This window comes from Pseudomonas morbosilactucae, from assembly GCF_023241665.1.
Taxonomy (GTDB): Bacteria; Pseudomonadota; Gammaproteobacteria; order Pseudomonadales; family Pseudomonadaceae; genus Aquipseudomonas; species Aquipseudomonas morbosilactucae.
Genome location: NZ_JALQCX010000084.1, coordinates 26,260 through 49,724, shown reverse-complemented (window position 1 = coordinate 49,724; position 23,465 = coordinate 26,260). Strand labels below are relative to the sequence as shown.

The 23,465-nt window shown below is 65.1% G+C and carries 23 protein-coding genes, 1 tRNA gene and 2 pseudogenes; 11 read left to right on the top strand and 15 right to left on the bottom strand.

Features of this window, described 5'->3' with window-relative positions:
- Window positions 1-132: 132 nt before the first annotated feature.
- The gene (locus M1B35_RS31170; protein ID WP_268263985.1) at window positions 133-1,221 is read right to left on the bottom strand and encodes a DUF1615 domain-containing protein; all 1,089 of its coding nucleotides are present in this window, start codon (window positions 1,219-1,221) and stop codon (window positions 133-135) included.
- Window positions 1,222-1,442: 221 nt separating this feature from the next.
- Between M1B35_RS31170 and M1B35_RS31165 the strand changes: the two genes are divergently transcribed.
- Entirely contained in the window at window positions 1,443-2,057 is a 615-nt protein-coding gene (locus tag M1B35_RS31165; protein WP_268263984.1) for a LysE family translocator, read from the top strand.
- A gap of 62 nt (window positions 2,058-2,119) precedes the next feature.
- Window positions 2,120-3,673: an FAD-dependent oxidoreductase gene (locus M1B35_RS31160; protein ID WP_123331387.1), complete on the top strand. Its 1,554-nt coding sequence runs from the start codon at window positions 2,120-2,122 to the stop codon at window positions 3,671-3,673.
- Here M1B35_RS31160 and M1B35_RS31155 read toward each other — a convergent pair.
- From M1B35_RS31155 to hemB, 4 genes are all read right to left on the bottom strand, one after another.
- Window positions 3,657-6,131: a TonB-dependent siderophore receptor gene (locus tag M1B35_RS31155; RefSeq protein ID WP_268263983.1), complete on the bottom strand. Its 2,475-nt coding sequence runs from the start codon at window positions 6,129-6,131 to the stop codon at window positions 3,657-3,659. The genes M1B35_RS31160 and M1B35_RS31155 overlap by 17 nt on opposite strands.
- A 105-nt stretch (window positions 6,132-6,236) precedes the next feature.
- Complete coding sequence (locus M1B35_RS31150; RefSeq protein WP_268263982.1) at window positions 6,237-7,196, bottom strand: FecR domain-containing protein; 960 nt, start codon at window positions 7,194-7,196, stop codon at window positions 6,237-6,239.
- Window positions 7,193-7,714 carry a sigma-70 family RNA polymerase sigma factor gene (locus M1B35_RS31145; protein WP_123331381.1) on the bottom strand — a complete coding sequence of 174 codons (522 nt, stop codon included), beginning with the start codon at window positions 7,712-7,714 and terminating at the stop codon, window positions 7,193-7,195. The genes M1B35_RS31150 and M1B35_RS31145 overlap by 4 nt, the downstream gene beginning before the upstream one ends.
- A 116-nt stretch (window positions 7,715-7,830) precedes the next feature.
- A complete protein-coding gene (gene hemB, locus M1B35_RS31140) occupies window positions 7,831-8,805 on the bottom strand; it encodes a porphobilinogen synthase (protein ID WP_123331379.1) in 975 nt (324 codons plus the stop codon).
- A gap of 194 nt (window positions 8,806-8,999) precedes the next feature.
- Between hemB and M1B35_RS31135 the strand changes: the two genes are divergently transcribed.
- Entirely contained in the window at window positions 9,000-9,620 is a 621-nt protein-coding gene (locus tag M1B35_RS31135) for a LysE family translocator (protein ID WP_123331377.1), read from the top strand.
- A gap of 48 nt (window positions 9,621-9,668) precedes the next feature.
- Here M1B35_RS31135 and M1B35_RS31130 read toward each other — a convergent pair whose 3' ends face one another.
- Window positions 9,669-10,511 carry a PhzF family phenazine biosynthesis protein gene (locus M1B35_RS31130; protein WP_268263981.1) on the bottom strand — a complete coding sequence of 281 codons (843 nt, stop codon included), beginning with the start codon at window positions 10,509-10,511 and terminating at the stop codon, window positions 9,669-9,671.
- On the opposite strand from M1B35_RS31130, the gene M1B35_RS31125 reads away from it, so the two are divergent.
- Window positions 10,463-10,613: transfer RNA gene (locus M1B35_RS31125), tRNA-Arg, on the top strand. The genes M1B35_RS31130 and M1B35_RS31125 overlap by 49 nt on opposite strands.
- Here the strand turns inward: M1B35_RS31125 and M1B35_RS31120 are convergent.
- Complete coding sequence (locus tag M1B35_RS31120; RefSeq protein WP_123331373.1) at window positions 10,564-11,268, bottom strand: glutathione binding-like protein; 705 nt, start codon at window positions 11,266-11,268, stop codon at window positions 10,564-10,566. The two genes, M1B35_RS31125 and M1B35_RS31120, sit on opposite strands and share 50 nt — an antisense overlap.
- A gap of 263 nt (window positions 11,269-11,531) precedes the next feature.
- Between M1B35_RS31120 and M1B35_RS31115 the strand changes: the two are divergent.
- Window positions 11,532-12,205 (top strand): annotated as a pseudogene (locus tag M1B35_RS31115) (histidine phosphatase family protein).
- Window positions 12,206-12,278: 73 nt separating this feature from the next.
- Here the strand turns inward: M1B35_RS31115 and M1B35_RS31110 are convergent.
- The 3 genes from M1B35_RS31110 to M1B35_RS31100 form a co-directional block, all read right to left on the bottom strand.
- The gene (locus M1B35_RS31110) at window positions 12,279-13,235 is read right to left on the bottom strand and encodes a quinone oxidoreductase family protein (protein WP_268263980.1); all 957 of its coding nucleotides are present in this window, start codon (window positions 13,233-13,235) and stop codon (window positions 12,279-12,281) included.
- A gap of 34 nt (window positions 13,236-13,269) precedes the next feature.
- Complete coding sequence (locus tag M1B35_RS31105; RefSeq protein WP_123331367.1) at window positions 13,270-13,443, bottom strand: DUF1427 family protein; 174 nt, start codon at window positions 13,441-13,443, stop codon at window positions 13,270-13,272.
- A 116-nt stretch (window positions 13,444-13,559) separates the two neighbouring features.
- Window positions 13,560-14,339 carry an AraC family transcriptional regulator gene (locus tag M1B35_RS31100; RefSeq protein ID WP_268263979.1) on the bottom strand — a complete coding sequence of 260 codons (780 nt, stop codon included), beginning with the start codon at window positions 14,337-14,339 and terminating at the stop codon, window positions 13,560-13,562.
- 193 nt (window positions 14,340-14,532) lie between these two features.
- On the opposite strand from M1B35_RS31100, the gene M1B35_RS31095 reads away from it, so the two are divergent.
- Window positions 14,533-14,760: a DUF6555 family protein gene (locus M1B35_RS31095; protein WP_123331363.1), complete on the top strand. Its 228-nt coding sequence runs from the start codon at window positions 14,533-14,535 to the stop codon at window positions 14,758-14,760.
- A 55-nt stretch (window positions 14,761-14,815) separates the two neighbouring features.
- Here the strand turns inward: M1B35_RS31095 and M1B35_RS31090 are convergent, their stop codons facing one another.
- Window positions 14,816-14,989, bottom strand: a complete 174-nt coding sequence (locus M1B35_RS31090; RefSeq protein ID WP_123331361.1) for a metallothionein — start codon at window positions 14,987-14,989, stop codon at window positions 14,816-14,818.
- 260 nt (window positions 14,990-15,249) lie between these two features.
- Here M1B35_RS31090 and glcD point away from each other — a divergent pair, with 260 nt between their 5' ends.
- The 4 genes and pseudogenes from glcD to M1B35_RS31070 all read left to right on the top strand — a co-directional run bounded on the left by glcD (window position 15,250) and on the right by M1B35_RS31070 (window position 19,449).
- Complete coding sequence (gene glcD / locus M1B35_RS31085; RefSeq protein ID WP_268263978.1) at window positions 15,250-16,749, top strand: glycolate oxidase subunit GlcD; 1,500 nt, start codon at window positions 15,250-15,252, stop codon at window positions 16,747-16,749.
- Window positions 16,749-17,812 (top strand): annotated as a pseudogene (gene glcE / locus M1B35_RS31080) (glycolate oxidase subunit GlcE). Before glcD ends, glcE begins: the two are co-directional and overlap by 1 nt.
- A 3-nt stretch (window positions 17,813-17,815) precedes the next feature.
- Window positions 17,816-19,051, top strand: a complete 1,236-nt coding sequence (glcF, locus tag M1B35_RS31075; RefSeq protein ID WP_268263977.1) for a glycolate oxidase subunit GlcF — start codon at window positions 17,816-17,818, stop codon at window positions 19,049-19,051.
- Window positions 19,048-19,449: a GlcG/HbpS family heme-binding protein gene (locus M1B35_RS31070; RefSeq protein WP_123331353.1), complete on the top strand. Its 402-nt coding sequence runs from the start codon at window positions 19,048-19,050 to the stop codon at window positions 19,447-19,449. Before glcF ends, M1B35_RS31070 begins: the two co-directional genes overlap by 4 nt.
- 22 nt (window positions 19,450-19,471) lie before the next feature.
- Here the strand turns inward: M1B35_RS31070 and M1B35_RS31065 are convergent, their stop codons facing one another.
- Together M1B35_RS31065 and M1B35_RS31060 are read right to left on the bottom strand one after the other, a co-directional pair.
- On the bottom strand, window positions 19,472-19,921 hold the full coding sequence (locus M1B35_RS31065; RefSeq protein ID WP_123331351.1) for a DMT family transporter: 450 nt from the start codon (window positions 19,919-19,921) through the stop codon (window positions 19,472-19,474).
- A 2-nt stretch (window positions 19,922-19,923) separates the two neighbouring features.
- Window positions 19,924-20,415 (bottom strand): DMT family transporter, encoded by a 492-nt coding sequence (locus M1B35_RS31060; protein ID WP_268263976.1) that lies wholly within the window; start codon window positions 20,413-20,415, stop codon window positions 19,924-19,926.
- Between the two features lie 115 nt (window positions 20,416-20,530).
- Between M1B35_RS31060 and M1B35_RS31055 the strand changes: the two genes are divergently transcribed.
- A complete protein-coding gene (locus tag M1B35_RS31055; RefSeq protein ID WP_268263975.1) occupies window positions 20,531-21,463 on the top strand; it encodes a LysR family transcriptional regulator in 933 nt (310 codons plus the stop codon).
- A gap of 29 nt (window positions 21,464-21,492) precedes the next feature.
- On the opposite strand, the gene M1B35_RS31050 is transcribed toward M1B35_RS31055, so the two are convergent.
- Window positions 21,493-22,812 carry an Nramp family divalent metal transporter gene (locus M1B35_RS31050; protein ID WP_123331345.1) on the bottom strand — a complete coding sequence of 440 codons (1,320 nt, stop codon included), beginning with the start codon at window positions 22,810-22,812 and terminating at the stop codon, window positions 21,493-21,495.
- A gap of 107 nt (window positions 22,813-22,919) precedes the next feature.
- Entirely contained in the window at window positions 22,920-23,447 is a 528-nt protein-coding gene (locus M1B35_RS31045; RefSeq protein WP_268263974.1) for a DUF3833 domain-containing protein, read from the bottom strand.
- Window positions 23,448-23,465: the final 18 nt, after the last annotated feature.

The window sequence follows — 23,465 nt, the reverse complement described above, 5'->3', positions numbered from 1 at the left end:
TCGCTGAAGGTGGTTCGGATCGACTGGTTCAGAACCGTGCATGAGTCACTCAACAGCGGTATCGGAAAAGAAGCCCGGCCTTATCAGCCGGGCTTTTTTCATTCTGATAACCGTCCAGCGCCAGGAAAGTCTCTAGCCGCGTTTCATGCAGCGCTGGTAGCGCTCGTCCACCCGCTTGGCGAACCAGGCCGTGGTCAGTTTGCGGGTAATTTTCGGGCTCTTGAGTTCGATGCCTGGCAACAACTGACGGGGCAGAGGCTGGCCGGCGGCGCGATCGGCCAGGGCGAACACCCGTTGGTACAGGCGGGTCTGCTCAAACTCCGCACCACTGCCCTTTTCCAATTGATCGCGCAGGGTCGGGTTGCGCATGTCCAACTGCTTGCCCAGGGTGCGCACCGCCAATTCGGTGCTGCCCGGCATCACCGAGTCGTAGCGGATCAGGTCGCCGTCCAGGGCCAGGGCAATCCCCGTGGCACGGCTGACGGCGTTCTGGAACGCGGCGTTGCGACTGGCGTACCAGCCGGCGTTGAAATCGGCGAAACGGTACAGCGGCTGCGGGTAATTCACTGGGTAGCCGAGTAAATGGGCGATGCCGAAATACATCCCGCCCCGGCGACTGAAGACTTCCTGGCGCACTGAACCCTGAACCGGATAGGGATAAGCCTTGGCCTGTTTTTCGGCGAATTCGATGCTGACCTGCATCGGCCCGCCGGTGTGCACCGGGTTGAAGCTGCCGAACAGGGTCTTGCCCATGGGCACCATGCCGATGAAGTCATCGAAAATCGCGCTCAACTCTTTCTCGGTGCGAGCCTTGGCCAGCCGCTCGCTGTAGGACTGGCCGTTGGGCGAGCGCACCTGCAGGGCCGCACTCACCAGCAGCGACGGCACATGCACCTTGGCCGCGCGCCGGTCGATCTCCTGGCGGGCGATTTTGCCCAACCCGGGCACCGGCGGGTCCACCTGAAAGGTCGACTCCTGCTCGGCCACCGCCAGCACCGCACACAGGTTGCCCTTGCTCGGCTCGATGCCCTGGGCGCTGAACGCCACCTGGATGTCCGTGGCCCAGCCCCGGCGATCCTGGGTCTGCGGCGGCAACAGGCGAACAACCTGCGCCTGCACCTCGGCCGGGCTTGGCGTCGGCGCCTGGGCACCGCGCTGGCCGGCGCAACCGGCCAGCAGCAACAGCGCCGTACTGGTGAAAATAACTCGATGCAGGTTCATGATTCCCCAAATACCGTGCCGGTCCACCCTGCTTCCAGTGAAGCAGGTTGCCGCGAATATCGACCGACAACCGCCAACGGCGTTCCCCCACGCCACCCGGCTAGACCAATAACCGCGAAGATCGGCGATTTTCACCTACGCTCAATCTGCAGCGCCCCGAGGGCGTCACGGGGCGCCGGCTGATCTGCCGTAAAACCCACTGTTCAAGGAGTTCGAACTGGATGTTAAGCCTGGATTTTCTCATCACCTCACTGCTCGTCGTGCTGATCCCCGGCAGCGGCGTGATCCTGACCATTTCCACCGCCCTGGTGGCCGGCAAGCGCGCCAGCCTGTTCACCGCCGTGGGCTGCACCGCCGGCATCGTCCCGCACCTGCTGGCCTCGGTACTGGGCCTGTCGGCGCTGTTGCACACCAGCGCCCTGGCTTTCCAGGGCCTGAAATTCGCCGGGGTCGCCTACCTGCTGTACCTGGCGTATGCCACCTGGCGTGATCGCTCGGCCTTCGCCGTGGACCGGCACACCGGCAGTACCCGCGCCGGCAGCCTGATGCTCAAGGCCTGCCTGCTGAACATCCTCAACCCCAAACTGACCATCTTCTTCCTGGCCTTCCTGCCCCAGTTCATCCGCCACGATGGCGCCGCCCCGGCCCTGCAAATGCTCAGCTTGAGCGCGGTATTCATGGCCATGACCCTGGCGGTGTTCGTGCTCTACGGGTTGCTGGCCAACCTGTTCCGCCGAGCCGTGATCGAGTCGCCCCGGGTGCAAAACTGGCTACGCCGCAGTTTTGCCGCGAGCTTCGCCGCCCTGGGCCTGAACCTGGCGTTCGCCCAACGCTGAGGGGGCGACTACAGCGCCCCGCCGTCCAGTGCATGCATTTGATTTCCCAGTGAGGGCAAGACATGAACTGCAGCGACGTATTGATCATCGGCGCCGGGCCTACCGGCCTGGTCCTGGCCCTGTGGTTACGCCAGCAAGGTATCCAGGTGCGCATCATCGACCGCACCTCGGGGCCCGGTACCACGTCCCGGGCCCTGGCCGTGCAAGCCCGGACCCTGGAGCTGTACCGCCAACTGGACCTGACCCAGGCCATCCTTGAACAGGGCCACCAGGTGCCGGCGGTGAATCTCTGGGTCCAGGGCCAGCGCGCCGCCCAGTTGCCCCTCAATGACATTGGCGAGGACCTGACGCCCTACCCCTTCCTGCACATTTTCCCCCAGGACCTGCACGAGCAATTGCTGGTGGAGCGCCTGGCGAGCCTGGGGGTGAGTGTGGAGCGCGACACCGAACTGCTGGGCTTCAACGACTTGGGCAACCTGGTGGAAGCCCGACTGCGCCATGCCGACGGCTACGAGGAACGCTGCCAGGCCTTTTACCTGGCCGGCTGCGACGGCGCCCGCTCGACGGTGCGCCAAACCCTGGGCAGCGGTTTTCCGGGAGGCACCTATCGGCAGGTGTTTTATGTCGCGGATGTGGACGCCAGCGGCCCGTCCATCGACGGCCAACTGCACGTGGACCTGGATGAGTCGGACTTTCTCGCGGTCTTCCCCCTGGCCGGTGCAGGCCGCGCCCGGCTGATCGGCACGGTCACCGGCGAACACGCCGAAGCCCCGGAAGAGTTGCGTTTCGAGGACGTCAGCCACCGCGCCCTGGACCAACTCCAGGTCGAGGTGCAACGGGTCAACTGGTTCTCCACCTACCGTGTGCATCACCGGGTGGCAGAGCAGTTTCGCAGCGGGCGGGTGTTTCTCTTGGGGGATGCGGCCCATGTGCACAGCCCGGCCGGCGGCCAGGGCATGAACACCGGAATCGGCGACGCCATCAACCTGGCCTGGAAGCTCGCCGCCGTGCTCACCGGCCAGGCCGAAGGACGCCTGCTGGACAGTTACGAAGTCGAGCGCATGGAGTTTGCCCGGCGCCTGGTGGCCACCACTGACCGGGTGTTCAGCTTCGCCACGGCCGAAGGCACCATTGCCAACCTGCTGCGCACGCGCCTGGCGCCGATGCTGATTCCCAAACTGGCGGCGTTCGAGGCGGCACGCGAATGGCTCTTTCGCACCGTGTCGCAGATCACCCTGAACTACCGCAACATGCCGTTGAGCAGCGGCAGCGCCGGCCAAGTGCATGGCGGTGATCGCCTGCCCTGGGCCCACGATGCGGAACACGACAACTTCACCAGCCTGACCCTGACCGGCTGGCAAGTGCACGTGTACGGGGTCACCAGCGACGAGCTGATCTCTTGGTGCCAGGAGCACAAGCTGCCCCTGAGTATCTTCGACTGGCGCCCGGCGCATGCCGCGGCAGGGCTGGCGCGCAACGGTTACTACCTGCTGCGCCCCGACACCTACGTGGCCCTGGCCGAGCGCAGCGCGGACCCCAAGGCCCTGGCACGCTATTTCATCGAGCGCGACATACGCCCCTGGCTTTGGGACAAAGGCCTTAGAAGCTGGCTTTGACCGAGACCATGAAGTTGCGCGGATCGCCGTAGAAGTTGCCGAAGTTCTCGGTGCCCACGGTGGCGTAGTAGCGCTTGTCCAACAGGTTGTTGCCGTTGAGCGCCAGGGACCAGGTGTCGTCGATGCGGTAGCCGATGCGCCCGTTCCAGATCGCATAGCCGGCCTGGGTGATCTTCTGCCCGGTGGTCGGCGAGCTGCGGAAGTTGCCGCTTTGCGCGTTGACCCCGGCACCGACGGTGAAGCGCTCAAGGGGACCACTGAGGCTGTAGTCGCCCCAGACTCGCAGCAGGTGCTTGGGCACGTAGCTGTTGAACGCCGCGCCATTCTTGCTGCTGTCCAAGTCGTCCAGAGTGCGGGTCTGGGTGAAGGTGTAGCCGGCCAACAATTGCAGGCGCTCGATGACTTCGCCACTGACTTCAGCCTCGAAGCCCTGGGCCCGGACCTTGCCGGCATTGGCGTAGCAATAGCCGTCGAACGATGCGCAACTGGACAGGTAGTCGGTCTGTGCCTGGTCTTTCTGAATCGTGCGGAACAGGTTGAAAGAGCTGTTCAGGCGCCCCTCGAACCACTCGCCCTTGATCCCCAGCTCGTAGCTCTGGCCCACCAACGGTTTGAGGGAAGAGCCGGATTCAGTGCGGTAACCGCCCTGGGGCGTGAAAATGTCCGAGTAGCTGGCGTACAGCGTCAGGTTGTCGTTGAGGTCATAGAGCACAGCGGCAAAGGGCGTGACCTGCCCGGTTTCCTTGGTCTCGGCGTGCTGGGTGCTGTTGTCGGAGATAAACAGGTAGTCGGTTTGCGACTTGTACCAACTCACCCGGCTGCCCAGAACCAGAGTCAGCGGATCGGCCAGTTTCAGGCGCAGGGTGGAATAGGCGCCGTACTGCTTGGTCACCGAATCCACCGGGCCGCCACGGGTCGAGTTGGCGTAGTAGTAGCTGTCGTCAGGCTCGGGGATGTGCTTGTTCGGGTTGAACACGTCCTGGCGCTGAGGAAGGATCGCGACGCTGAAAAAGTCGTCCTTGTTCGAGCGACTGGCGTTCACCCCCACCGTCAACTCGTGCTCCAGGCCGAAGGCATCGAATTTGCCGTCCACGTAGGCGTCGAAGCCGTAGTCCACTTGGTCGTAGTCGAACAGGCCGCTGATCAGCGGCGAGGTGGTGTTGGCCGGGGTCACCGAACCCGAGGCGAAGGCGTATTTGATGTCCTGGGTGTTCTTGGTATAGACCCCGGCCACCTTCAGCGACCAATCGTCATTGAACTGATGCTTGAGGTCGCCGAACAGGGTGGTGCGCTGGCTGCGCCAGGTATTCCACGACGGATTCAGGCAGGTGGAACGGCCGAGCTTGAGGTCGCTGCCATCGCGATAGCGCGGCAGGCCGCCCCAGCAAGGCGTGGCGTCCACGTCTTCATAGGCGATGCCCAGGCCCACGGTGGTGGCCGGGTCCAGGTCAACGTCCAAGGCACCGTAGTAGGTCTGGTCCTTGCGGCTGGCGTTGTCGTAGAAGTAGTGCTTGCTCTGCTCGGCCACCACCACCCGCCCGCGCACCGTGCCATCTTCGTTCAGCGGCCCGCCGGTATCGACCTGGCCACGGTAGTTGTCCCAACTGCCGCCGGACAACGAGAGCTCGGTGTGGGCCTCGCTCTGGCCGCGCTTGCGCACGAAGTTGACCGAACCCGAGGTGCCGCCGGCGCCCTTCATCATGCCCGCCGCGCCGCGGAGGATTTCCACTCGGTCGTAATAGGCCAGGTCGCCGCTGAAGCTGTCGGCCTGCACGTAGTTGTTGCCCATGTCCAGGGGCACGCCGTCGTACTGATACTGGCCGAGCATCTGGAAGCCCCGGGAATAGAAGTACTTGCCGCCCATGGGCGACTCGTAAAGGGTGATGCCGGGGGTCTTGGCCATCACGTCTTCGACCGTGGTGATGTTCTGATCGTCCATCAGCTTGCGGGTCATCACCGTGATCGATTGCGGGGTCTGCCGCAGGGAATGGGCGCCTTTGCCGATGGTCACCGCACCCGTGGTGTAGGAACCGGAGTTTTCGGTGGTGGCGCCCAGGGCCTGGGCCTGCACACTGGTCACCCCCAGTTCCAGGCTCGACGCGCTCTTGGGCACAGAACGCAGCACATAACTGCCGTTGCTCTGCGGCTCGGCTTGCAAGCCCGTGCCGGAGAGAATCCGTGCAAAGCCCTCAAGCACGCCGTACTCGCCCTGCAAGCCCGCCGAAGCCAAGCCGTCGGTTTGCCGCGCGTCGAAGGAAATCGCCGCACCCGCTTCGCTGGCGAAACGGCTGAGGACTTCACTCAGGTTGCCTCCGGCGATATCGAAACGCCGCACCTGGGTCTGCTCCCCCGCCGCCATGGCCGCCTGCGGCAGCGCTGTCGCGCCATACACCGCGAGCATGCCCCAGAGCCCGGCCTTCACCGCATTCGCCAACTTCGGCTTGTGAACATCCGACATGTCTTGCCTTCCCCCAATGATGAAAATGAATCCACTGGGGGATAAGCCGAACCAGGGGCGAACAAAGTGCAACGCTTGAGAAAAATATTTTCCGGCAGCCACGGGCTAGGCGCGAACCCGCACCCAATAAGGCGTATAGCGGCTGACTTTGAGGCCAAAACCGCTTTCCAGCGCCGCCAGGGCGCGGTCGGTGTTGTCGATGGGAAAGGCCCCGGAGACTTTCAGGCCGGCGATCTGCGGGTCGCAGTGCAGGAGCCCCGGCCGATAACGCGACAAGTCGGCCAGCAACTCGCCCAGCGGCCGGTCGATGGCAATGATGCTGCCCTGGCGCCACGCCCCTACCGAAGCATCGTTGCGCCGCACCGCGCCCACACTGCGAGCGTCGAAGTCCAGGCCCTGGCCGGCCTCCAGGCGCCGGGGTGGCGATCCGTCCGACAGGCTCAACTGCACCGCCTGCTCCAGCACCGCCACCTGGCCCCGAAGGGCCTCGGAACGCACCAGGAAGCGTCCGGCCAAGGTCTGCACCCGGCCGTGACGGGTGTCGATGCGCAACGGCCGCTGCAGCGAGTCCGGCGCCGCGCCGACCAGGACTTCGCCCCAAAGCAACTCCAGCACCCGCTGCTGGCCGTCAAACCGCAGGTTCACCGAGGTGTCGGTATTGAGCAGCAGCGAACTGCCGTCCGCCAGGCGCACTTCGCGACGCTCGCCCACACGGGTGCGGTAGTCGGCCATCAGGTTCTGCGCCGTGTCGCTGCGCCAGCCCAGCCAACCCAAGGCGCTGGCCGAGGTCAGCAGCAGGACCCCGCGCAACACCTGGCGCCGCGATTGCCCGGCACGGCGCAGCGCTGGGCCGGCCAAGCGTCCCGGCACCCCGGCCATTTGTTCGCCGACCATTTGCATGCGCTCCCAGGCCTGGCGATGCAGCAGGTCCGCCGCCAGCCAGTGCTGCCACTCCTGTTGCTCCTGCTGGCTGGCGCTGCCGGAACGCAGCCGCGCGTACCAGCGGGCTGCGGCGCTGATGGCCTGGAGTTCGCTGTCACTGAGCTGGGGGCTGGAAAAACTCATGAATACTGCATCCGGATCTGCATCAGGCAGCAGTGCTCCATGGCCTTGGCCATGTAGTTGTTCACGCTGCGCACCGAAATCTGCAGGCGCTCGGCGATGTGCTCGTAGGTCAGGCCGTCGCACTGGGACAGCAGGAACGCCTGCTTGACCTTGGTGCCCAGGCCGTCGAGCAAGCGGTCGATCTCCAGCAGGGCCTGAAGCAGGATGGCCTGCTCTTCCGGCGACGGATGCTCGCCTTCGGGCATCCAGGCCAGGGCTTCAAGGTAGGCCTGTTCCAGGGAGCGGCGGCGAAACAGATCGATCATCAGGCCTTGGGCGACCCGCGACAGATAGGGCCGCGGCTCGCGGATGTCCAGGGCGTTGCGCGCCTTGATGATGCGCACGAAGGTGTCCTGCACCAGGTCCGAGGCATCGCAGGCGTTGCCCAGGCGCTGGCGCAGCCAGCCGTGGAGCCAGCCATGGTGGTCGCAATAGAGGTCGTTGACGGCGCAGCGCAGGGACAGATCGTCGGCGGGCATGACAATAAAAGTTCACATTTGATAATGAATCGCATTGTCATGCAGACAGCAAAGGCTTGGCAATAGCCACGCCACCGGGAATCGGCGGCGCGGCTTTGTCGGGGCTCAAGAGCGCATCAGATGCCGCTCAGGGCCAGGTCCATGGCGAAGTAGGTGAAGATCAGGTCGGCACCGGCGCGCTTGATCGAGCCGAGGCTTTCACGCACCACGCGGGCTTCGTCGATGGCGCCGGCCTGGGCGCCGAACTTGATCATCGCGTACTCGCCGCTGACCTGGTATGCCGCCACCGGCAGCCGCGAGGCCTCGCGGATGTCACGGATGATGTCCAGGTAAGCCCCGGCCGGCTTGACCATCAGCGAGTCGGCGCCTTCCTGCTCATCCAGCAGCGATTCGCGCACCGCTTCGCGGCGGTTCATCGGGTTCATCTGGTAGCTCTTGCGGTCGCCCTTCAGGGCGCTGCCGCCGGCTTCGCGGAAGGGGCCATAGAGCGCCGAGGCGAACTTGGTGGAATAGGCCATGATCGGCGTCTGGGTGAACCCGGCCGCGTCCAGGGCCCGGCGAATGGCCTGGACCTGGCCGTCCATGGCGGCCGACGGGGCAATCACATCGGCCCCGGCGCGAGCGGCTGCCACGGCTTGCTTGCCGAGGTTGAGCAGGGTCTGGTCGTTGTCCACTTCATGACCGTGCATCACGCCGCAATGGCCGTGGTCGGTGTATTCGCAGAAGCAGGTGTCGGACATCACGATCATCTCCGGCACGGCGTCCTTGGCGATGCGCGACATGCGCGACACCAGACCGTTCTCGTTCCAGGTGTCGCTGCCGTCGCTGTTCAAATGGTGGGAAACGCCAAAGGTCATCACCGACTTGATCCCGGCCCGGGCGTAGCGCTCGATCTCCCCGGCCAGCCGGGATTCCGGAATGCGCATCACCCCCGGCATGCTCTTGATCGGCACGAAATCGTCGATCTCTTCTTCAACGAAAATCGGCAACACCAGGTCGTTGAGGGTGAACTCGGTTTCCTGGAACAGGCTGCGCAGTTGTTCGGAGCGACGCAGGCGACGGGGACGGGCTTCTGGGAACTGGCTGGACATGATTTTTCCTAAAGGCAGGCCGGGTGTGAAGCGGACCAAAGTCGAAAAAAGGCGCAAAGCTTATGCCCCAGCGCCGAGCGATACAAACCCCGGTTGCCCAAGAGTGCGTTGCCACTTTCGCAACAATGGGTTTTGCCCCTAGTATTTGCAGGTGTTAACCCCCCTATTCGTACCCGCACAGGAAGGCACCCGCGATGTTCGAGATCCAGAACTACGGCAGCTTTATCGCTGCCATCGTGATTTTCCAGATGATCCCCGGCGCCGGCACCCTGGCGATCCTCAATGCCACGGCGCGCAATGGCGTGGCCGCGGGGTTCGGTGCAGTGCTGGGGACCCTGCTCGGCGACATTATCTACATGGTGGCGGCGGTCGCCGGGCTGGCGGCGCTGATGCAGGCCAACCCGCTGCTGTTCCAGGGCCTGCAATGGTTTGGCGCGGCCTACCTGTGCTGGCTCGGCGTGCAACTGCTGCGGGCGCCGGCGGCCAGCAACGGCAGCGCCGTGGAGCCGAAGAAATCCGCCCGGGTGTACTTTCGCAATGGCCTGGCGGTGGCCCTGACCAACCCGAAAGTGATCCTGTTCTTTGTCGCGTTCTTTCCGCTGTTTATCCGCCCGGACGGCTCCAGCCTGACCTTGCTGGTGATGATGCTGCACATCACCCTGATCAGCCTGGTGTACCAGGTCGTGCTGGTGCTGCTGGGCAATGCCGCGGCCATCCGCCTCAAGGCGCTGCCCCTGGCACGGGCCATTGCCACTCGGGTGGCGGGCCTGGCATTGATTGGTTTCGGCATCAAGCTGGCAGCCAATAACCGCTGAACCCTGACCTGCCGCCGATGGCGCGATGACCGCCGCCATCGCCGGCACTTACAGCGACAACGTGCCCTGCAGGCAGGTCACGGCCGCACCGCCGATCCACACGTCATCCCCCACCTGCTCCACCTGAATCCACCCCGCGCGCCCCATGCTCACTCCCTGGCTGACCACATAACGGCTCGGCGCCAGGCCGGCACCCAGCAGCCATTGGGCGATACCGGCGTTCAAGCTGCCAGTGGCCGGGTCTTCAGGCATGCCGTCACCGGCAATAAAACCCCGCACTTCGAACTGTGCATCCGTGGCATCGCGCGCCGGGTCACAGCGGGCGATCACCCCCACGGCCAGGCCCAGCAGTTGCGTGTAATCGGGCTGCAAGTCCAGCACCTGCTGGCGCTCGGCAAGCATCACCGCCAGCCAGCCGGCGCCGTTGTCCACCCACTGGGCGGCAATGATCGCCTGCGGTTCCAGGCGCAGACCCATGCGCACCTGCTCCAGCAACTCGGGTTCCACTGGGCCGGAACGCAGCAACGGTGGCGCCAGGAACGCCAGCTCCGAACCCTGGCGCCGGATTCGCACCAGGCCCACACCGCATTCCTGAATGATCTCCTCGCCCTTGGGCTGGCCGCCGGATTCCAGCCAGGCATGGCAACTGCCCAGGGTCGGGTGGCCGGCGAACGGCAGCTCCTGGACCGTGGTGAAGATCCGCAGGCGGTAGTCGGCGCGCGGGTCCTGGGGTTTGAGGATAAAGGTGGTTTCAGCGAGGTTGGTCCAATTGGCGAACGCCGCCATGCGCTCGTCACCCAGCGCGTCGGCCTCGAACACCACCGCCACCGGGTTGCCTTTGAGCGGCTGATGACTGAACACGTCGACTTGTTTAAATGGCAAGGGGCCCATGAGCGGTCCTTGTAGTCAAAGCGCCCGCATCCGATGCGGGCGAGGTGCGCGGTCAGACCGCCTTGGGTATTTCCAGGCCACGAATCACCGCCGGCCGCGCCACGAAGCGCGCCAGCACTCGCTGCACATTGGGGAAATCGTTGATGCCCACCAGGTCCCCGGCTTCATAGAAACCGATCAGGTTGCGCACCCAGGGGAAGGTTGCGATGTCGGCGATGGTGTAGCGCTCGCCCATGATCCAGTCACGGCCCTGCAAGCGCCCTTCAAGCACGCCCAGCAGGCGCTTGGATTCGGCCACATAACGGTCCCGCGGACGCTTGTCCTCGTAATCCTTGCCGGCGAACTTATTGAAGAAGCCCAACTGGCCGAACATCGGGCCGATGCCGCCCATTTGCCACATCAGCCATTGCAGGGTCTCGTAGCGCGCCGCGCCTTCCTGGGCCAGCAACTGCCCGCTTTTGTCTGCCAGGTAGATCAGGATCGCCCCGGACTCGAACACCGCCAGCGGCTGGTCGCCCGGCCCGTGGGGGTCGAGAATCGCCGGGATTTTGTTGTTGGGGTTCAGGGACAGGAACTCGGCGGACAGCTGGTCATTGCTGTCGAACGCCACGCGGTGCGGCTCATAGGGCAGGCCGATCTCTTCGAGCATGATCGAGACCTTGACCCCGTTGGGCGTGGGCAGGGAATACAGTTGAATCCATTCGGGGAACTGAGCAGGCCACTTTGCAGTGATGGGGAATGCAGAGAGATCAGTCATGACAGGCTTCCGGTGACAATCAGGGGGCTAAGACGCATGCCGGCTAAGGCGCGGGGGATTATAGGCACGGCGCCGCGCCTTCTTAAATCGGCAACATTCAACCGTTAGGCTGCACCGGCATCGAACCAAACGGCGCCCAGGGACTCAGACAACTGCCTTCGGGCTGACGCACAGGTTCAACGACAGGGACATCACGGCACGCCAACGGCCACCGTGGACAGGTTTGTCAGCCTTAAACCGCTGCGCTGAAGAATGACTAACCCATGACTCGATTGCTGACGCTGATTCGCCGCCTGCCCCGTCGCGGCCCGCTGTTGTTGCCGGCCCTGCTGCTGGGCGGCGCCTTGTGCCTGTCCCTGGAATCCAGCGACAGCCGGGCACAACCGGCGGACGGCACCCAGACCCTGGTGTTCCTGCGCCATGCCGAAAAACCCGCCGGCGCCTTGGCCAGCTCAACTGCCAGGGCTTGAACCGCGCCATCGACCTGGCCTCCCTGCTGCCGGAAAAATTCGGCAAGGCCGACTACGTGTTCGCCGCCAACCCGACGCGCAATGTCGAGGAAGGCGAAGCCGACAACTCCTACAGCTACATCCGCCCGCTGATGACCATCAGCCCCAGCGCCATCAAGTTGGGCCTGCCGGTGAACATCGAGTACTCGGCCAACGACACCAGCGAACTGGCCGATGAACTGCTGGACGACCGCTATCACAACTCGATTATCTACACCGCCTGGTCCCACGGTTACCTGCCGGAGTTGATCAACAAAGTCGCCCGCGAAGCCGTGGGCGAAAAACGCAGCATCGCCGACGACTGGGCCTCCAACGACTATGACTCGCTCTACGTCTTGACCCTGACCTGGCACAACGGCAAAGCCAGCCTCGACAGCCGCAGCTACAAGCAAGGGCTGGATAACGGCGAACAAAGTTGCCCGAGCTGAGGCGATAGGGATCTCACGGGCCCTATCGCTGGCAAGCCGGCGCCTATAAAAAGCGTGACGCCTGCCCCGTGGCTCAGGGGATGAGGATGATTTTTTCGCCGCGGCCCTGATTCACTTCGGCATAACGCGCCAGGCCCTCGGCCAGGGGCGATTCGAGTAAGCCTTCGGGCAGGGGCAGCAAGCCCTGGTCAAAGAAACGGCCAAACTCTTCGAGCATCGCCGCGCAGGCTTCGACGCCGTACAGCAATGAGTTGATCCCCACCACCGAGCCGCCTTTGCGGTACAGGGCCAGGGCCGGCAGTTGCACCTGCCCGTCCACCGGCGCGGCAATGATGGCGATGCGGCCGAAGGTGGCCAAGGCCGCAACCGACGCTGGCAACCAGAACCCGGTGGTGTCGAAGATCACATCGGCACCGCCGGCAAACACCCCATTGACCTGCTCCTGCAAAACTTCCGGCCCCTGCAACTGCAACGTGGCATAGCCCTGGGCCTGCAAGGCCTGGACCTGCTCCGGGCGCCGCGCCGCAGCAAGCACCTGCGCCCCGCGCACCTTGGCCAGGGCCAGGGCGGCACTGGCCACGGCACCGCCACCGATCACCAAAAAACGGGTTTCAGCATTGACGCCGCTGCGTTGCAGGGCATCCCAGGCGGTGGTGTAAGGCACGCCGAGGCTGGCGGCCTGGGCAAAGCTCAGGTGACTCGGCTTGGGGCTCACGCCCTGGGCCGACACCACCAGATACTCGGCGTGGGAGCCATCCGCGAAAAACCCCAGTTCCTTGCCCGTGCCCCAGACCTCACGGCCCAGCAGCGCGTCGGGCCCCTGCACCACCACCCCGGCAAAATCGCGCCCCGGAATCCGCGGCAACGTGGTGTAGGGGAAACGCCCAAGGACGTTTTTCACGTCGCTGGGGTTCAGGCCGGCGGCCTTGATCTGCACCAGGACCTGGCCAGCGCTCGGCACCGGGGTCGGCACGTCCACCCATTGCAGGGAGGCCAGGTCACCGGTGGCGGAAAATTGCAGGGCTTGCATAAAAAACTCCTTCAACGAACACAGGGAAACCGCTTCAAGACAACCAACTGCTGAGCAACTGCCGGCCCCAAGGCCAGAGTTGCTCACCGCTCAACATGCCCAGCAGCCCCACCAGGGCGATGGCCGGGGGCGCCGGCGAGCGCACCTGCAGCGCGCCGTAGAGCAGCCCCACGGCGAGGCCGATGGCCAGGGATATCAGGTAGTTCATGCTCAGCTCCGGGCAAGGGACAGTCGATGCACGGAGTCTAGGGAGGGGCGCGGCCAGGCATCGGCCAAGTGCTTCAGGATTTCGGCCAAAGGTCCGGGTTCAGACTCAACCCTGTGTCAGGCCGACACGCCTTCGGCGGCGTATTGCGAGGGGGCCAGGCCCAGCTCCCGGCGGAACATGTCGCTGAAGCTGCTGGGGGAGTAGCCCAGTTCTCGGGCGATGCGGCTCACCGGCACGCCCTGGATCAACTCCGCCGCCGCAGTGGCCAACTGCACCTGGCGCCGCCACTCGGCAAAGCCCAGGCCCAACCCCTCTTTGAACAAACGCGCCAGGGTGCGCACGCTGGCCCCCGCTGCTGCCGCGTGCTGTTCAAAGGAAACCGCCAGGGACGGCGCCGCCATCACCGCCTGGCACAGGCTCATCAGGCGCCGGTCGGCAGCGTCCGGCAGGGCAATCTTGAGCTGCGAACGGCGGGCCCGTCGCAACTCCAGCAGCGCCAGCCCCACCAAGGCCTCGTAATAGTCCGCCGACGCCCCCTCGCCCTGCTCCACCAGCCGCAGGATCAGCTCGCGCAACAGGTTGTCCACCTGCAACACCTGAACCTGAGCATCGAGGGTGGCCGCCAGGGCCGGACGCAAGTAGATATTACGCATCTGCAGGTCGCTGACCACGCGGATCCCGTGTTCCACCCCGGGCGGCAACCAGACCGCTCGCTGGGGCGGCACCACCAGGGCTTCGTGGGGCGTCTCGACCCACATCACCCCGCTCATGGCGTACAGCAACTGGCCCCAGTCATGCTGGTGGGGCTCGATAAACAACCCCCGCGGGTAAGTGCGGGCCAGGGGTTGCAGCGGCACATCGGTGTCGGTGAGGTCGGGGGGCGCGGCAAGGGCCATGGCAAGGCGTCGTCACTGAACGGGCGGGCGCCCATGTTAACCAGCGCCCCGGGCAGTCGCCAGCATCGATCTATGCCGTGGTTCGCCAGCGTTTTCGGGGCACGTGACCGTTGGTAGCGGCGTCGGACAATCCGACTGAATTTTTCGCCACCACAGGGATCACTAAACCAACACAGGGAGGATCAACGGCTTTATGAACAACGCAAAACTCTTCGTCATCGAATACACCCTGCACGGCAGCCCCAAGTCTTTCATCATCCGCCTGGACAAGATGGACAACGCCGAAGCCTGGCACTGGGCAAGCTGCGACGCAGGGGTCGGTCGCATCGGACGCTTTGGCCGGGAACAGGTGAAAAAGACCAGCAAACCCATGGCAGAGAAATTCGGCATCGAAAACGTCACCTGGCGACCGTCGGCCTGAAGCGTCACCGGCCCCTCGGGCATCGCACCCGAGGGGTCGGCTACAGGTGACGAGGTCATCCGCCTTCGGAGCCCTCCGCGCATTTACACCCGTCGTGGGACACACAAGGTGCACCGTCGGCATGATGATCGGCACAGGCCATGCAGCAGTACTGCTTGCCGTGACGGACGATGGCATTGGGGCCGACCTTGCAGGTACAGGCCGGGCAGGCACAAGTCGAATCGGGCATGGTGCGGACTCCTATTGACTGAAGGCGCCCACTGGCTGAGCGCTTCCAATGGCAGAGGGCACTCATCGGCTGAGGCCCCCAGGCGCGTCAGAGCACGCGCCTGTATCCATGACTTTAGCCGGGGACGGCCAGATCATCGGCCTTTTTGCGTGACCCTCGTCTAGGCTCAGCGGCAACGCCCTCACAGCCACGGCTGGCCAACACACGCGGCGCGGCCGAAAAAAACAACACGATAAAAACAACAAGGGTCCTGACCGCCCATGAACATCCTCTACGACGAAGCCCTCGACGGCGCCTTGCCCAAGGTCGACAAAACCGCCCTGCTCCACGCTCTGCGCAGCCAATTGCCGGACTTGGATATCCTCCACCAGCCCGAGCAACTCAAACCCTACGAATGTGACGGCCTCAGCGCCTACCGAACCACGCCGCTGCTGGTGCTGTTGCCCCGGCACCTGGAGCAGGTGCAGACCCTGCTGCAGATCTGCCACCAGATGAAGGTGCCAGTGGTGGCCCGGGGCGCCGGCACTGGCCTGTCCGGCGGCGCCCTGCCCCTGGCCAGCGGCGTGCTGCTGGTAATGGCGCGTTTCAATCAGGTGCTTGAAATCGACCCGCAGGCGCGCACCGCCCGGGTCCAGCCCGGGGTGCGCAACCTGGCGATCTCCCAGGCGGCGGCGCCCTTCGGCCTGTACTACGCGCCAGACCCTTCGTCACAGATTGCCTGCTCCATCGGCGGCAACGTCGCGGAAAACGCCGGCGGCGTGCACTGCCTGAAGTACGGCCTGACCGTGCACAACCTGCTGCGCCTGGAAGTCCTGAGCATCGAGGGCGAGCGCCTGGTGCTGGGCAGCGACGCCCTGGACGCGCCGGGCTTCGACCTGCTGGCGCTGTTCACCGGCTCCGAAGGCCTGCTGGGCATCATCACCGAGGTCACGGTGAAGTTGCTGCCCAAACCTCAAGTGGCCAAGGTCTTGCTGGCGGCCTTCGACACGGTGGACAACGCCGGTCGCGCGGTGGCCGAGATCATTGCTGATGGGATCATTCCCGGCGGCCTGGAAATGATGGACAACCTGGCGATCCGCGCCGCCGAGGACTTTATCCACGCCGGCTACCCGGTGGACGCGGCGGCCATCCTGCTCTGTGAGCTAGACGGTGTGGAAGCCGATGTCCATGACGATTGCCAGCGGGTCCACGCCGTGCTGCAGCGCTGTGGCGCCACGGACGTGCGCCAGGCCCGGGACGAGGCCGAACGCGTGCGTTTCTGGGCCGGGCGCAAAAATGCCTTTCCCGCCGTCGGGCGGCTGTCGCCGGACTACTACTGCATGGACGGCACCATCCCCCGCCGCGCCCTGCCCCAGGTCCTGCGGGGCATCGAGGAACTGGGGCAGGCATACGGCCTGCGAGTGGCCAATGTGTTTCACGCCGGCGACGGCAACATGCACCCGCTGATCCTGTTCGACGCCAACCACCCCGGGGAACTGGAACGAGCGGAAAACCTCGGCGGCAAAATCCTCGAACTGTGCGTCAAGGTCGGCGGCAGCATCACCGGCGAACATGGCGTGGGCCGGGAAAAAATCAACCAGATGTGCGCCCAGTTCAACGCCCACGAACTGCACGTGTTTCATGGGGTGAAAGCCGCCTTCGACCCCGGCGGCCTGCTCAACCCCGGCAAGAACATCCCGACCCTGCAACGCTGCGCCGAGTTTGGCGCCATGCATGTGCACGCCGGGCAACTGCCCTTCCCCGAACTGGAGCGTTTCTGATGCTGGAGACTGCGGACGACGACACCAGTGCCGTGCTGCTGGAGCAAGTGCGCCAGGCCTTGGAAAACCGCACGCCACTGCTGATCCAGGGCGCCAACAGCAAGGCGTTCCTGGGCCGCAGCGGCGCCGGCGAGGTGCTGGACACCCGGGCCCATCGCGGCATTGTCAGCTACGACCCCACGGAACTGGTGATCACCGCCCGCGCCGGCACCCCGTTGCGCGAACTGCAGGCGGCCCTGGAGGCGGCCGGGCAGATGCTGCCCTGCGAACCGCCCGCCTTCGGTGAGGGCGCAACCCTGGGCGGCATGGTCGCCAGCGGGCTGTCAGGTCCGCGGCGCCCTGGGCCGGCTCGGTACGGGATTTCGTCCTCGGCACCCGGGTCATCAGCGGCCAGGGCCAGCACTTGCGCTTTGGCGGCGAGGTGATGAAAAACGTCGCCGGCTATGACCTGTCGCGCCTGTTGGTGGGCAGTTACGGCTGCCTAGGGGTGCTCACCGAAGTGTCCCTCAAGGTCCTGCCCAAACCCCGGCAACGCCTGAGCCTGGTGCTGAAAATGCACAGCACCGAAGCCCTGGCCAAGCTCAGCGAATGGGGCCAGCAGCCGCTGCCCATCAGCGCCGCCAGCCAGCATGACGGGCGCCTGCACCTGCGCCTGGAGGGCGGCGCGGGCTCGGTGGCCGCGGCCCATGAGCGCCTCGGCGGCGAGCCCCTGGCGGACCGCTATTGGGACGACCTGAACGAGCAGCGCCTGGACTTTTTCGACGCTGGCCTGCCGTTGTGGCGCCTGTCGCTGCCCAACCACTGTGGGCCCCTGGCGTTGCCCGGCGAGCAACTGCTGGACTGGGCCGGCGCCCAGCGCTGGCTCAAGTCCGAGGCCGACGCCGAACAGATCCGCGCGGTGGTCAGCGCGGCTGGCGGCCATGCCACCTGCTACAGCCACGGTCTGATCGACAGCCCGTTCCAACCCCTGGCGCCGCTGATGCTGCGCTACCACCGGCAACTCAAGGCGCAGCTGGACCCCCAGGGGATTTTCAACCCCGGCCGCCTGTACCGGGAGCTTTGATCCATGCAGACCACCCTGAGCGAACAGGCCCGGCAACTGCCAAGGGCCGAAGAAGCCGAGCGCATCCTGCGCAGTTGCGTGCACTGCGGTTTCTGCAACGCCACCTGCCCCACCTACCAACTGCTGGGCGATGAACTGGACGGGCCCCGGGGGCGCATCTACCTGATCAAGCAGGTGCTGGAAGGCGCCCCCGCCACGGCCCTGACCCAGCAGCACCTGGACCGCTGCCTGTCGTGCCGCAACTGTGAAACCACCTGCCCGTCCGGGGTCGACTACCACCACCTGCTGGACATCGGCCGCGCCGTGGTCGACGCCGCCGTGCCCCGGCCCCTGGGCCAGCGCCTGCTGCGCCAAGGCCTGCGCGCACTGACAATCAATGCCCTGGGGTTCAAGGCCCTGGTCAACGGCGCCAGCCACTGGCGCCCGCTGCTGCCCCAGGCCCTGCAAGACAAACTGCCCCAACGCGCCCAACCGGCTGGCGTACGCCCCACAGCACGTCATGGGCGGCGGGTACTGCTGCTGGAAGGCTGCGTGCAACCGGGGCTGTCGCCCAACACCAACGCGGCGACGGCGCGGGTCCTGGATCGCCTGGGCATCAGCGTCGACAGCGTCCCCGAGGCCGGCTGTTGCGGCGCCGTGGACTATCACCTGGACGCCCAGGCCACCGGGCTGCAGCGGGCCCGGGACAACATCGACGCCTGGTGGCCGCACCTGGAAAACGGCGCCGAGGCCATCGTCCAGACCGCCAGTGGCTGCGGCGCCTTTATAAAGGAGTACCGCTACCTGCTGGCCGCCGACCCGGCCTATGCGGCCAAGGCAATGCGGGTCAGCGAATCGGCCAGGGACCTGGTGGAGATCCTGCGTGACGAACCCCTGGAGCCCCTGGCGGTGTGCAGCGACCAGCGCCTGGCGGTGCATTGCCCTTGCACCCTGCAACACGCGCAACGACTGGGCGGCGCGGTGGAGGCGGTGCTGGTTCGCCTGGGCTTCAACCTCACCCAGGTGCCGGACAGTCATCTATGCTGCGGCTCGGCGGGCACCTACTCACTGACCCAGCCACAATTGGCCCGGCAACTGCGGGACAACAAACTCTGTGCCTTGGAAAGTGGTCGACCGGACGTCATCGTGACTGCCAATATCGGCTGCCAGACCCACCTCGGCGGCGCCGGACGCACCCCGGTGCGGCACTGGATCGAACTGGTGGACACCGCCCTTTCCCACACTGGAACCCCTCGATGAACAGCAAAGCCGTACTCAGCCAGCATGAAGTGCAACAGATTCTCCAGGCCGCCCGCGCCGAAGCGGTGCGCAACCAGTGGGCCGTGAGTATCGCCATCGTTGACGACGGTGGCCACCCCCTGGCCCTGGAACGCCTGGACGGTGCCTCGTCCATCAGCGCCTACATCGCCACGGAAAAGGCCCGCACCTCGGCCCTGGGCCGTCGCGAATCGAAGTTCTACGAAGAAATGGTCAACGGCGGGCGCACCGCCTTTCTCGGCGCGCCGACCCTCACGCCCCTGGAAGGCGGGGTGCCGATCCTGCATGAAGGCCAGGTGATCGGCGCCATCGGTGTGTCCGGGGTCAAGTCTGCGGACGATGCACAGATCGCCCGCTGCGGCGCTCAATGCCTGGGCTGAGCAATACCTGGGCTGAGCCGCCTCAGGCCTGGCGACTGCTGCGGTACATAAACACCAGGGCCAGCGCCAGGCACAGCATGGCCAGCAAACGGTTGGACGACAGCTCGATGGCCGGGTTGCCGAGCCAACCGAAGTTGTCGATCAGCAGCCCCATGGCCAGTTGCCCGAGAATCACCGCCACCGTGGCCACCGCCGCGCCCAGCCGGGGCACGGCGCCCACCATGACCATCATGTAGACCACGCCGAACAAGGCTCCGACCAATTGCCACTTGGGCACCTGGAGCAGGTTCATGGCCTGGGGCGGCTGGAAAAACAGGATCAGCAAGGCACTGACCACAGCCCCCACCACAAAGGTCAGCAGGCTGCTGCGCAACACCCCCACCGTCTCACCCAGACGGCCATTGATCGCCGCCTGCACACTCAACACCGCACCGGCGGCCACCACCAACAGCAACAACAGAAACACACTCATATTCAACCTCGGGCAATCAGGACAAGGGCCGCGACAATCAATACCAGCGCCAGCCAGCGCTCGGCATTGACCTGCTTGCGCGCCGCGCCGAACCAGCCGAAGTGGTCGATCAGCACGCTTTTGCCCACCTGGCCGGACAGGATCGCAATCATGGTCATGGCAATACCGATATGGGGCGTGGCCAGGGTCAGCACCACCACGTAGATCGGCCCGAGCAGGCCGCCGATCAATTGCCAGCGCGGCAGGCTGCTGAAGGCCGGCCCCGGCTGCGGACCGCTGAACAGCAAGAGCAGAAACAACAGCGCCGAACCGACCCCGAAGATGCTCAAGGTGGCCCATAAATGGCCAACCTGGGCCCCCAACGGCCCGAGCAAACCGGCCTCTACGGAAAGGCCCATGCCGGCGAGAATCACCAGTGGCAACAACAGTAAACGGCTCAGCGAAGGGCGCGAAACCCTGAGCGACACGCGCTCATCCAGCGACGAAGACGGCATGCAACAACCTGCAATAACGGGAAAGAATGGCGGCCATTATCGATTGCCCAAGCTTTGCGATAAATGGGACCATCCCGACAACACCTTTGCGCATTACGCACAGCAGGACATTCCCATGCAAGGCTTCAACGATCTCAGCTTCAAGGCCCTGCGCCTGTTCGTGGCGGTGCTCGACCAGGGCAGCTTCTCCGCCGTGGCCCGCCGTGAAGGGCTGGCGCCGTCTTCCATCTCGCGGCAGGTGCAATTGATGGAACAGGCCCTGAGCCAACAGTTGCTGTACCGCCACACCCGCGCCGTCAGCCCCACCGAAGCCGGGCGTCTGCTGGGGCACCACGCACGGCGGGTACTGGCCCAGTGGCAGGAAGCGGAACAGGCCCTGCAGGAACAGGACAGCGAACCCAGCGGCCTGGTGCGCATCAGTGCACCGATGGCGTTCGGCCAGTTGCACCTGGCGCCGTGGCTGGGGGAACTGTGCGGGCGCTACCCCAAGCTGCAACTGGATGTGCAGCAGACCGACCGCTACATCGACCCGCTACAGGAAGGCGCCGACCTGCTGTTTCGCATCGGCAGCCTGAACGACTCCGGGATGCAGGCCCGGGTGCTGGCGCCCCAGCGCTACTGCGTCGCTGCAAGCCCGGCTTACCTGGCCCGATACGGCACGCCTCGGCACCCGCAGGAGCTGCACGAACATCAGTGCCTGGCGTACAAGGGCGAGGCCGGGCAACAGCGCTGGTTCTACCGCCAGGGCCAAGAGGATTGGGTGCCTTACAGCGTCAAGGGGCCGTTGACCGGCAACCACGCCGACACCCTGACCCAGGCGGCCGAACAGGGCCTGGGGCTGGTGCTGTTTCCGTCCTGGCTGATTGGCGAAGCCCTGCATCAGGGGCGCCTGGTGGCCTTGTTCGACGACTATCAAGTGGCCATCAGCCTGGAGCCACAACAGATCGCCGCACTTTGGCCCGGCAGCCGGCGCCTGTCGGTGAAAGTCCGGACAGTGATTGATTTTTTTGTCGAGAAGTTCGGCCCAACGCCCTATTGGGACCGCTAGCCTAGGCCGCGGCACCCGCCAGGGCCGGTTCAAAACAGCAGTTGGGCAATCAGCCAGGCATTGGCTGCGCTGATCACCGCGAACAGGCTCCAGGCCAGGACCCTGGTTGGCCAGCGGTTGACGAACTCGCCCATCAGGCGCGGATCGTTGGTCATGCGGATCAACGGGTACAGGGCAAAGGGCAACTGCAGGCTGAGCACCACCTGGCTCAACACCAGCAACTTGCCCACCGCGCCGTCGCCCATCAGCCACACGCCGACAAACGCCGGCACCAGGGCCAGGCCCCGAGTGATCAGGCGGCGCTGCCAGCACGGCAGGCGCAGGTCGAGGTAGCCCTCCATGATCACTTGCCCGGCGATGGTGCCGGTGAAAGTCGAGCTTTGCCCCGAGGCCAGCAACGCCACGCCGAACAGCACGCTGGCCAACGCCCCGCCCACCAGCGGGTCGAGCAAATGGTAGGCGTCCTGGATTTCCACCACGTCGCTGTGCCCGGTGCTGTGGAAGGCCGCCGCCGCAAGGATCAGGATCGAGGCATTCACCAACAGCGCCAGGGCCAGGGAGCCAATGGTGTCGATGCGCGCCAGCTTGATCGCGTCGCGGCGGCTCTCCAGGTCCTTGCCGATCAACCGGGTCTGGACGATGGAGGTGTGCAAATAGAGGTTATGAGGCATGACCGTGGCCCCGAGAATGCCGATGGCCAGGTACAGCGGCGCGGCATCGCTGATGGCCGACAGCGACGGGGTGAAGCCCCGGGCCACGTCGGGCCAGTAAGGTTTGATCAGCAGCAGTTCAATGAAGAAGCACACGCCAATGGTCGCCACCAGCGCCAGCATGATTGCTTCCAGGCGCCGAAAACCGCGGTTCTGCAAGGCCAGAATGAGCAAGGTGTCGAAGGCGGTGATGACAATGCCGGTGGTCAGCGACACCCCCAGCAGCAAATGAAACGCCAGGGCGCAGCCCAGCACTTCCGCCAAGTCGGTGGCGATGATCGAGACTTCCGCCAGCAGCCACTGAGTGCGCGCCGAACGGCGGCTGTAGCGTTGACGGCAGAGTTGGGCCAAATCACGCCCGGTGGCGATGCCCAGCCGCGAGCACAGGCACTGCACCGCCATGCCCGCCAGGCTGGCCAGCAACACCACGAACAACAGGTTGTAGCCGTAACGGGAACCGGCCTCAATGGCCGTGGCCCAGTTGCCTGGGTCCATGTAGCCAATGGAAATCAACAGCCCGGGGCCGGCAAAACGCAGGATGCGCTTGAACAGCGAAGCGTTGGGGTCGACGCTGACAGAGCCCGCCACTTCCGGCGGGCAGAACGGGGCGGTACCGATTTTGGGCAGGCTGAATTTCACACAAGCATCCGGGCGGCTGAAACGATGGCCAAGCTTAGACGTTTCAGCCCACGCGCCCAAGCCGGAAAATTCACCGTGCCACGCCGCCCGGGCGCGCCCCTGCCCGCTTAAGGCTGCTTGCGGAAGAACAGGGTGACCTGGCCCAGTTCGAAGCCGAACTTGGTCATGTAGGAGCGATTGGCCAGGGTGTTTTCATCCAGCAGGAACATCCAATCGTCGAAGTGCACCTGGTAGGTCTTGCCGTCCACCGGCAGGTTCAACACATAGCGCCAGCGCAAGGCATTGCCGGCCACTTCGCCCTCGGCCTCGCCAACCACGTCGTCGGCAGTGCCGCGCCAGCGCCCCGGACCGTCGGGGTGCAAGGTCCAGACACGGGTCTGGCGGGTGCCGTCGCTGTAGGTGAAGTCCTCATGCATGATGAAACGGTCGCCCTCGCTGCGGCTGTTGATCTGCACATGGAACCGCTTGATCACCTCCCCCGAACGCTTCTGGAACATGCCCCAGGCCTCGACCCGCCCCGTGAAGAACTGACGCAGTTCAAGTGCTGGGGTCTGCTCACGGTACTGGCTGACCTCAACGCCCCCACAGCCGGACAGCAACGCGGCGCATAGCAGCAAGATCCATGTCTTGAACATCAGCAAACTCCTCGATAA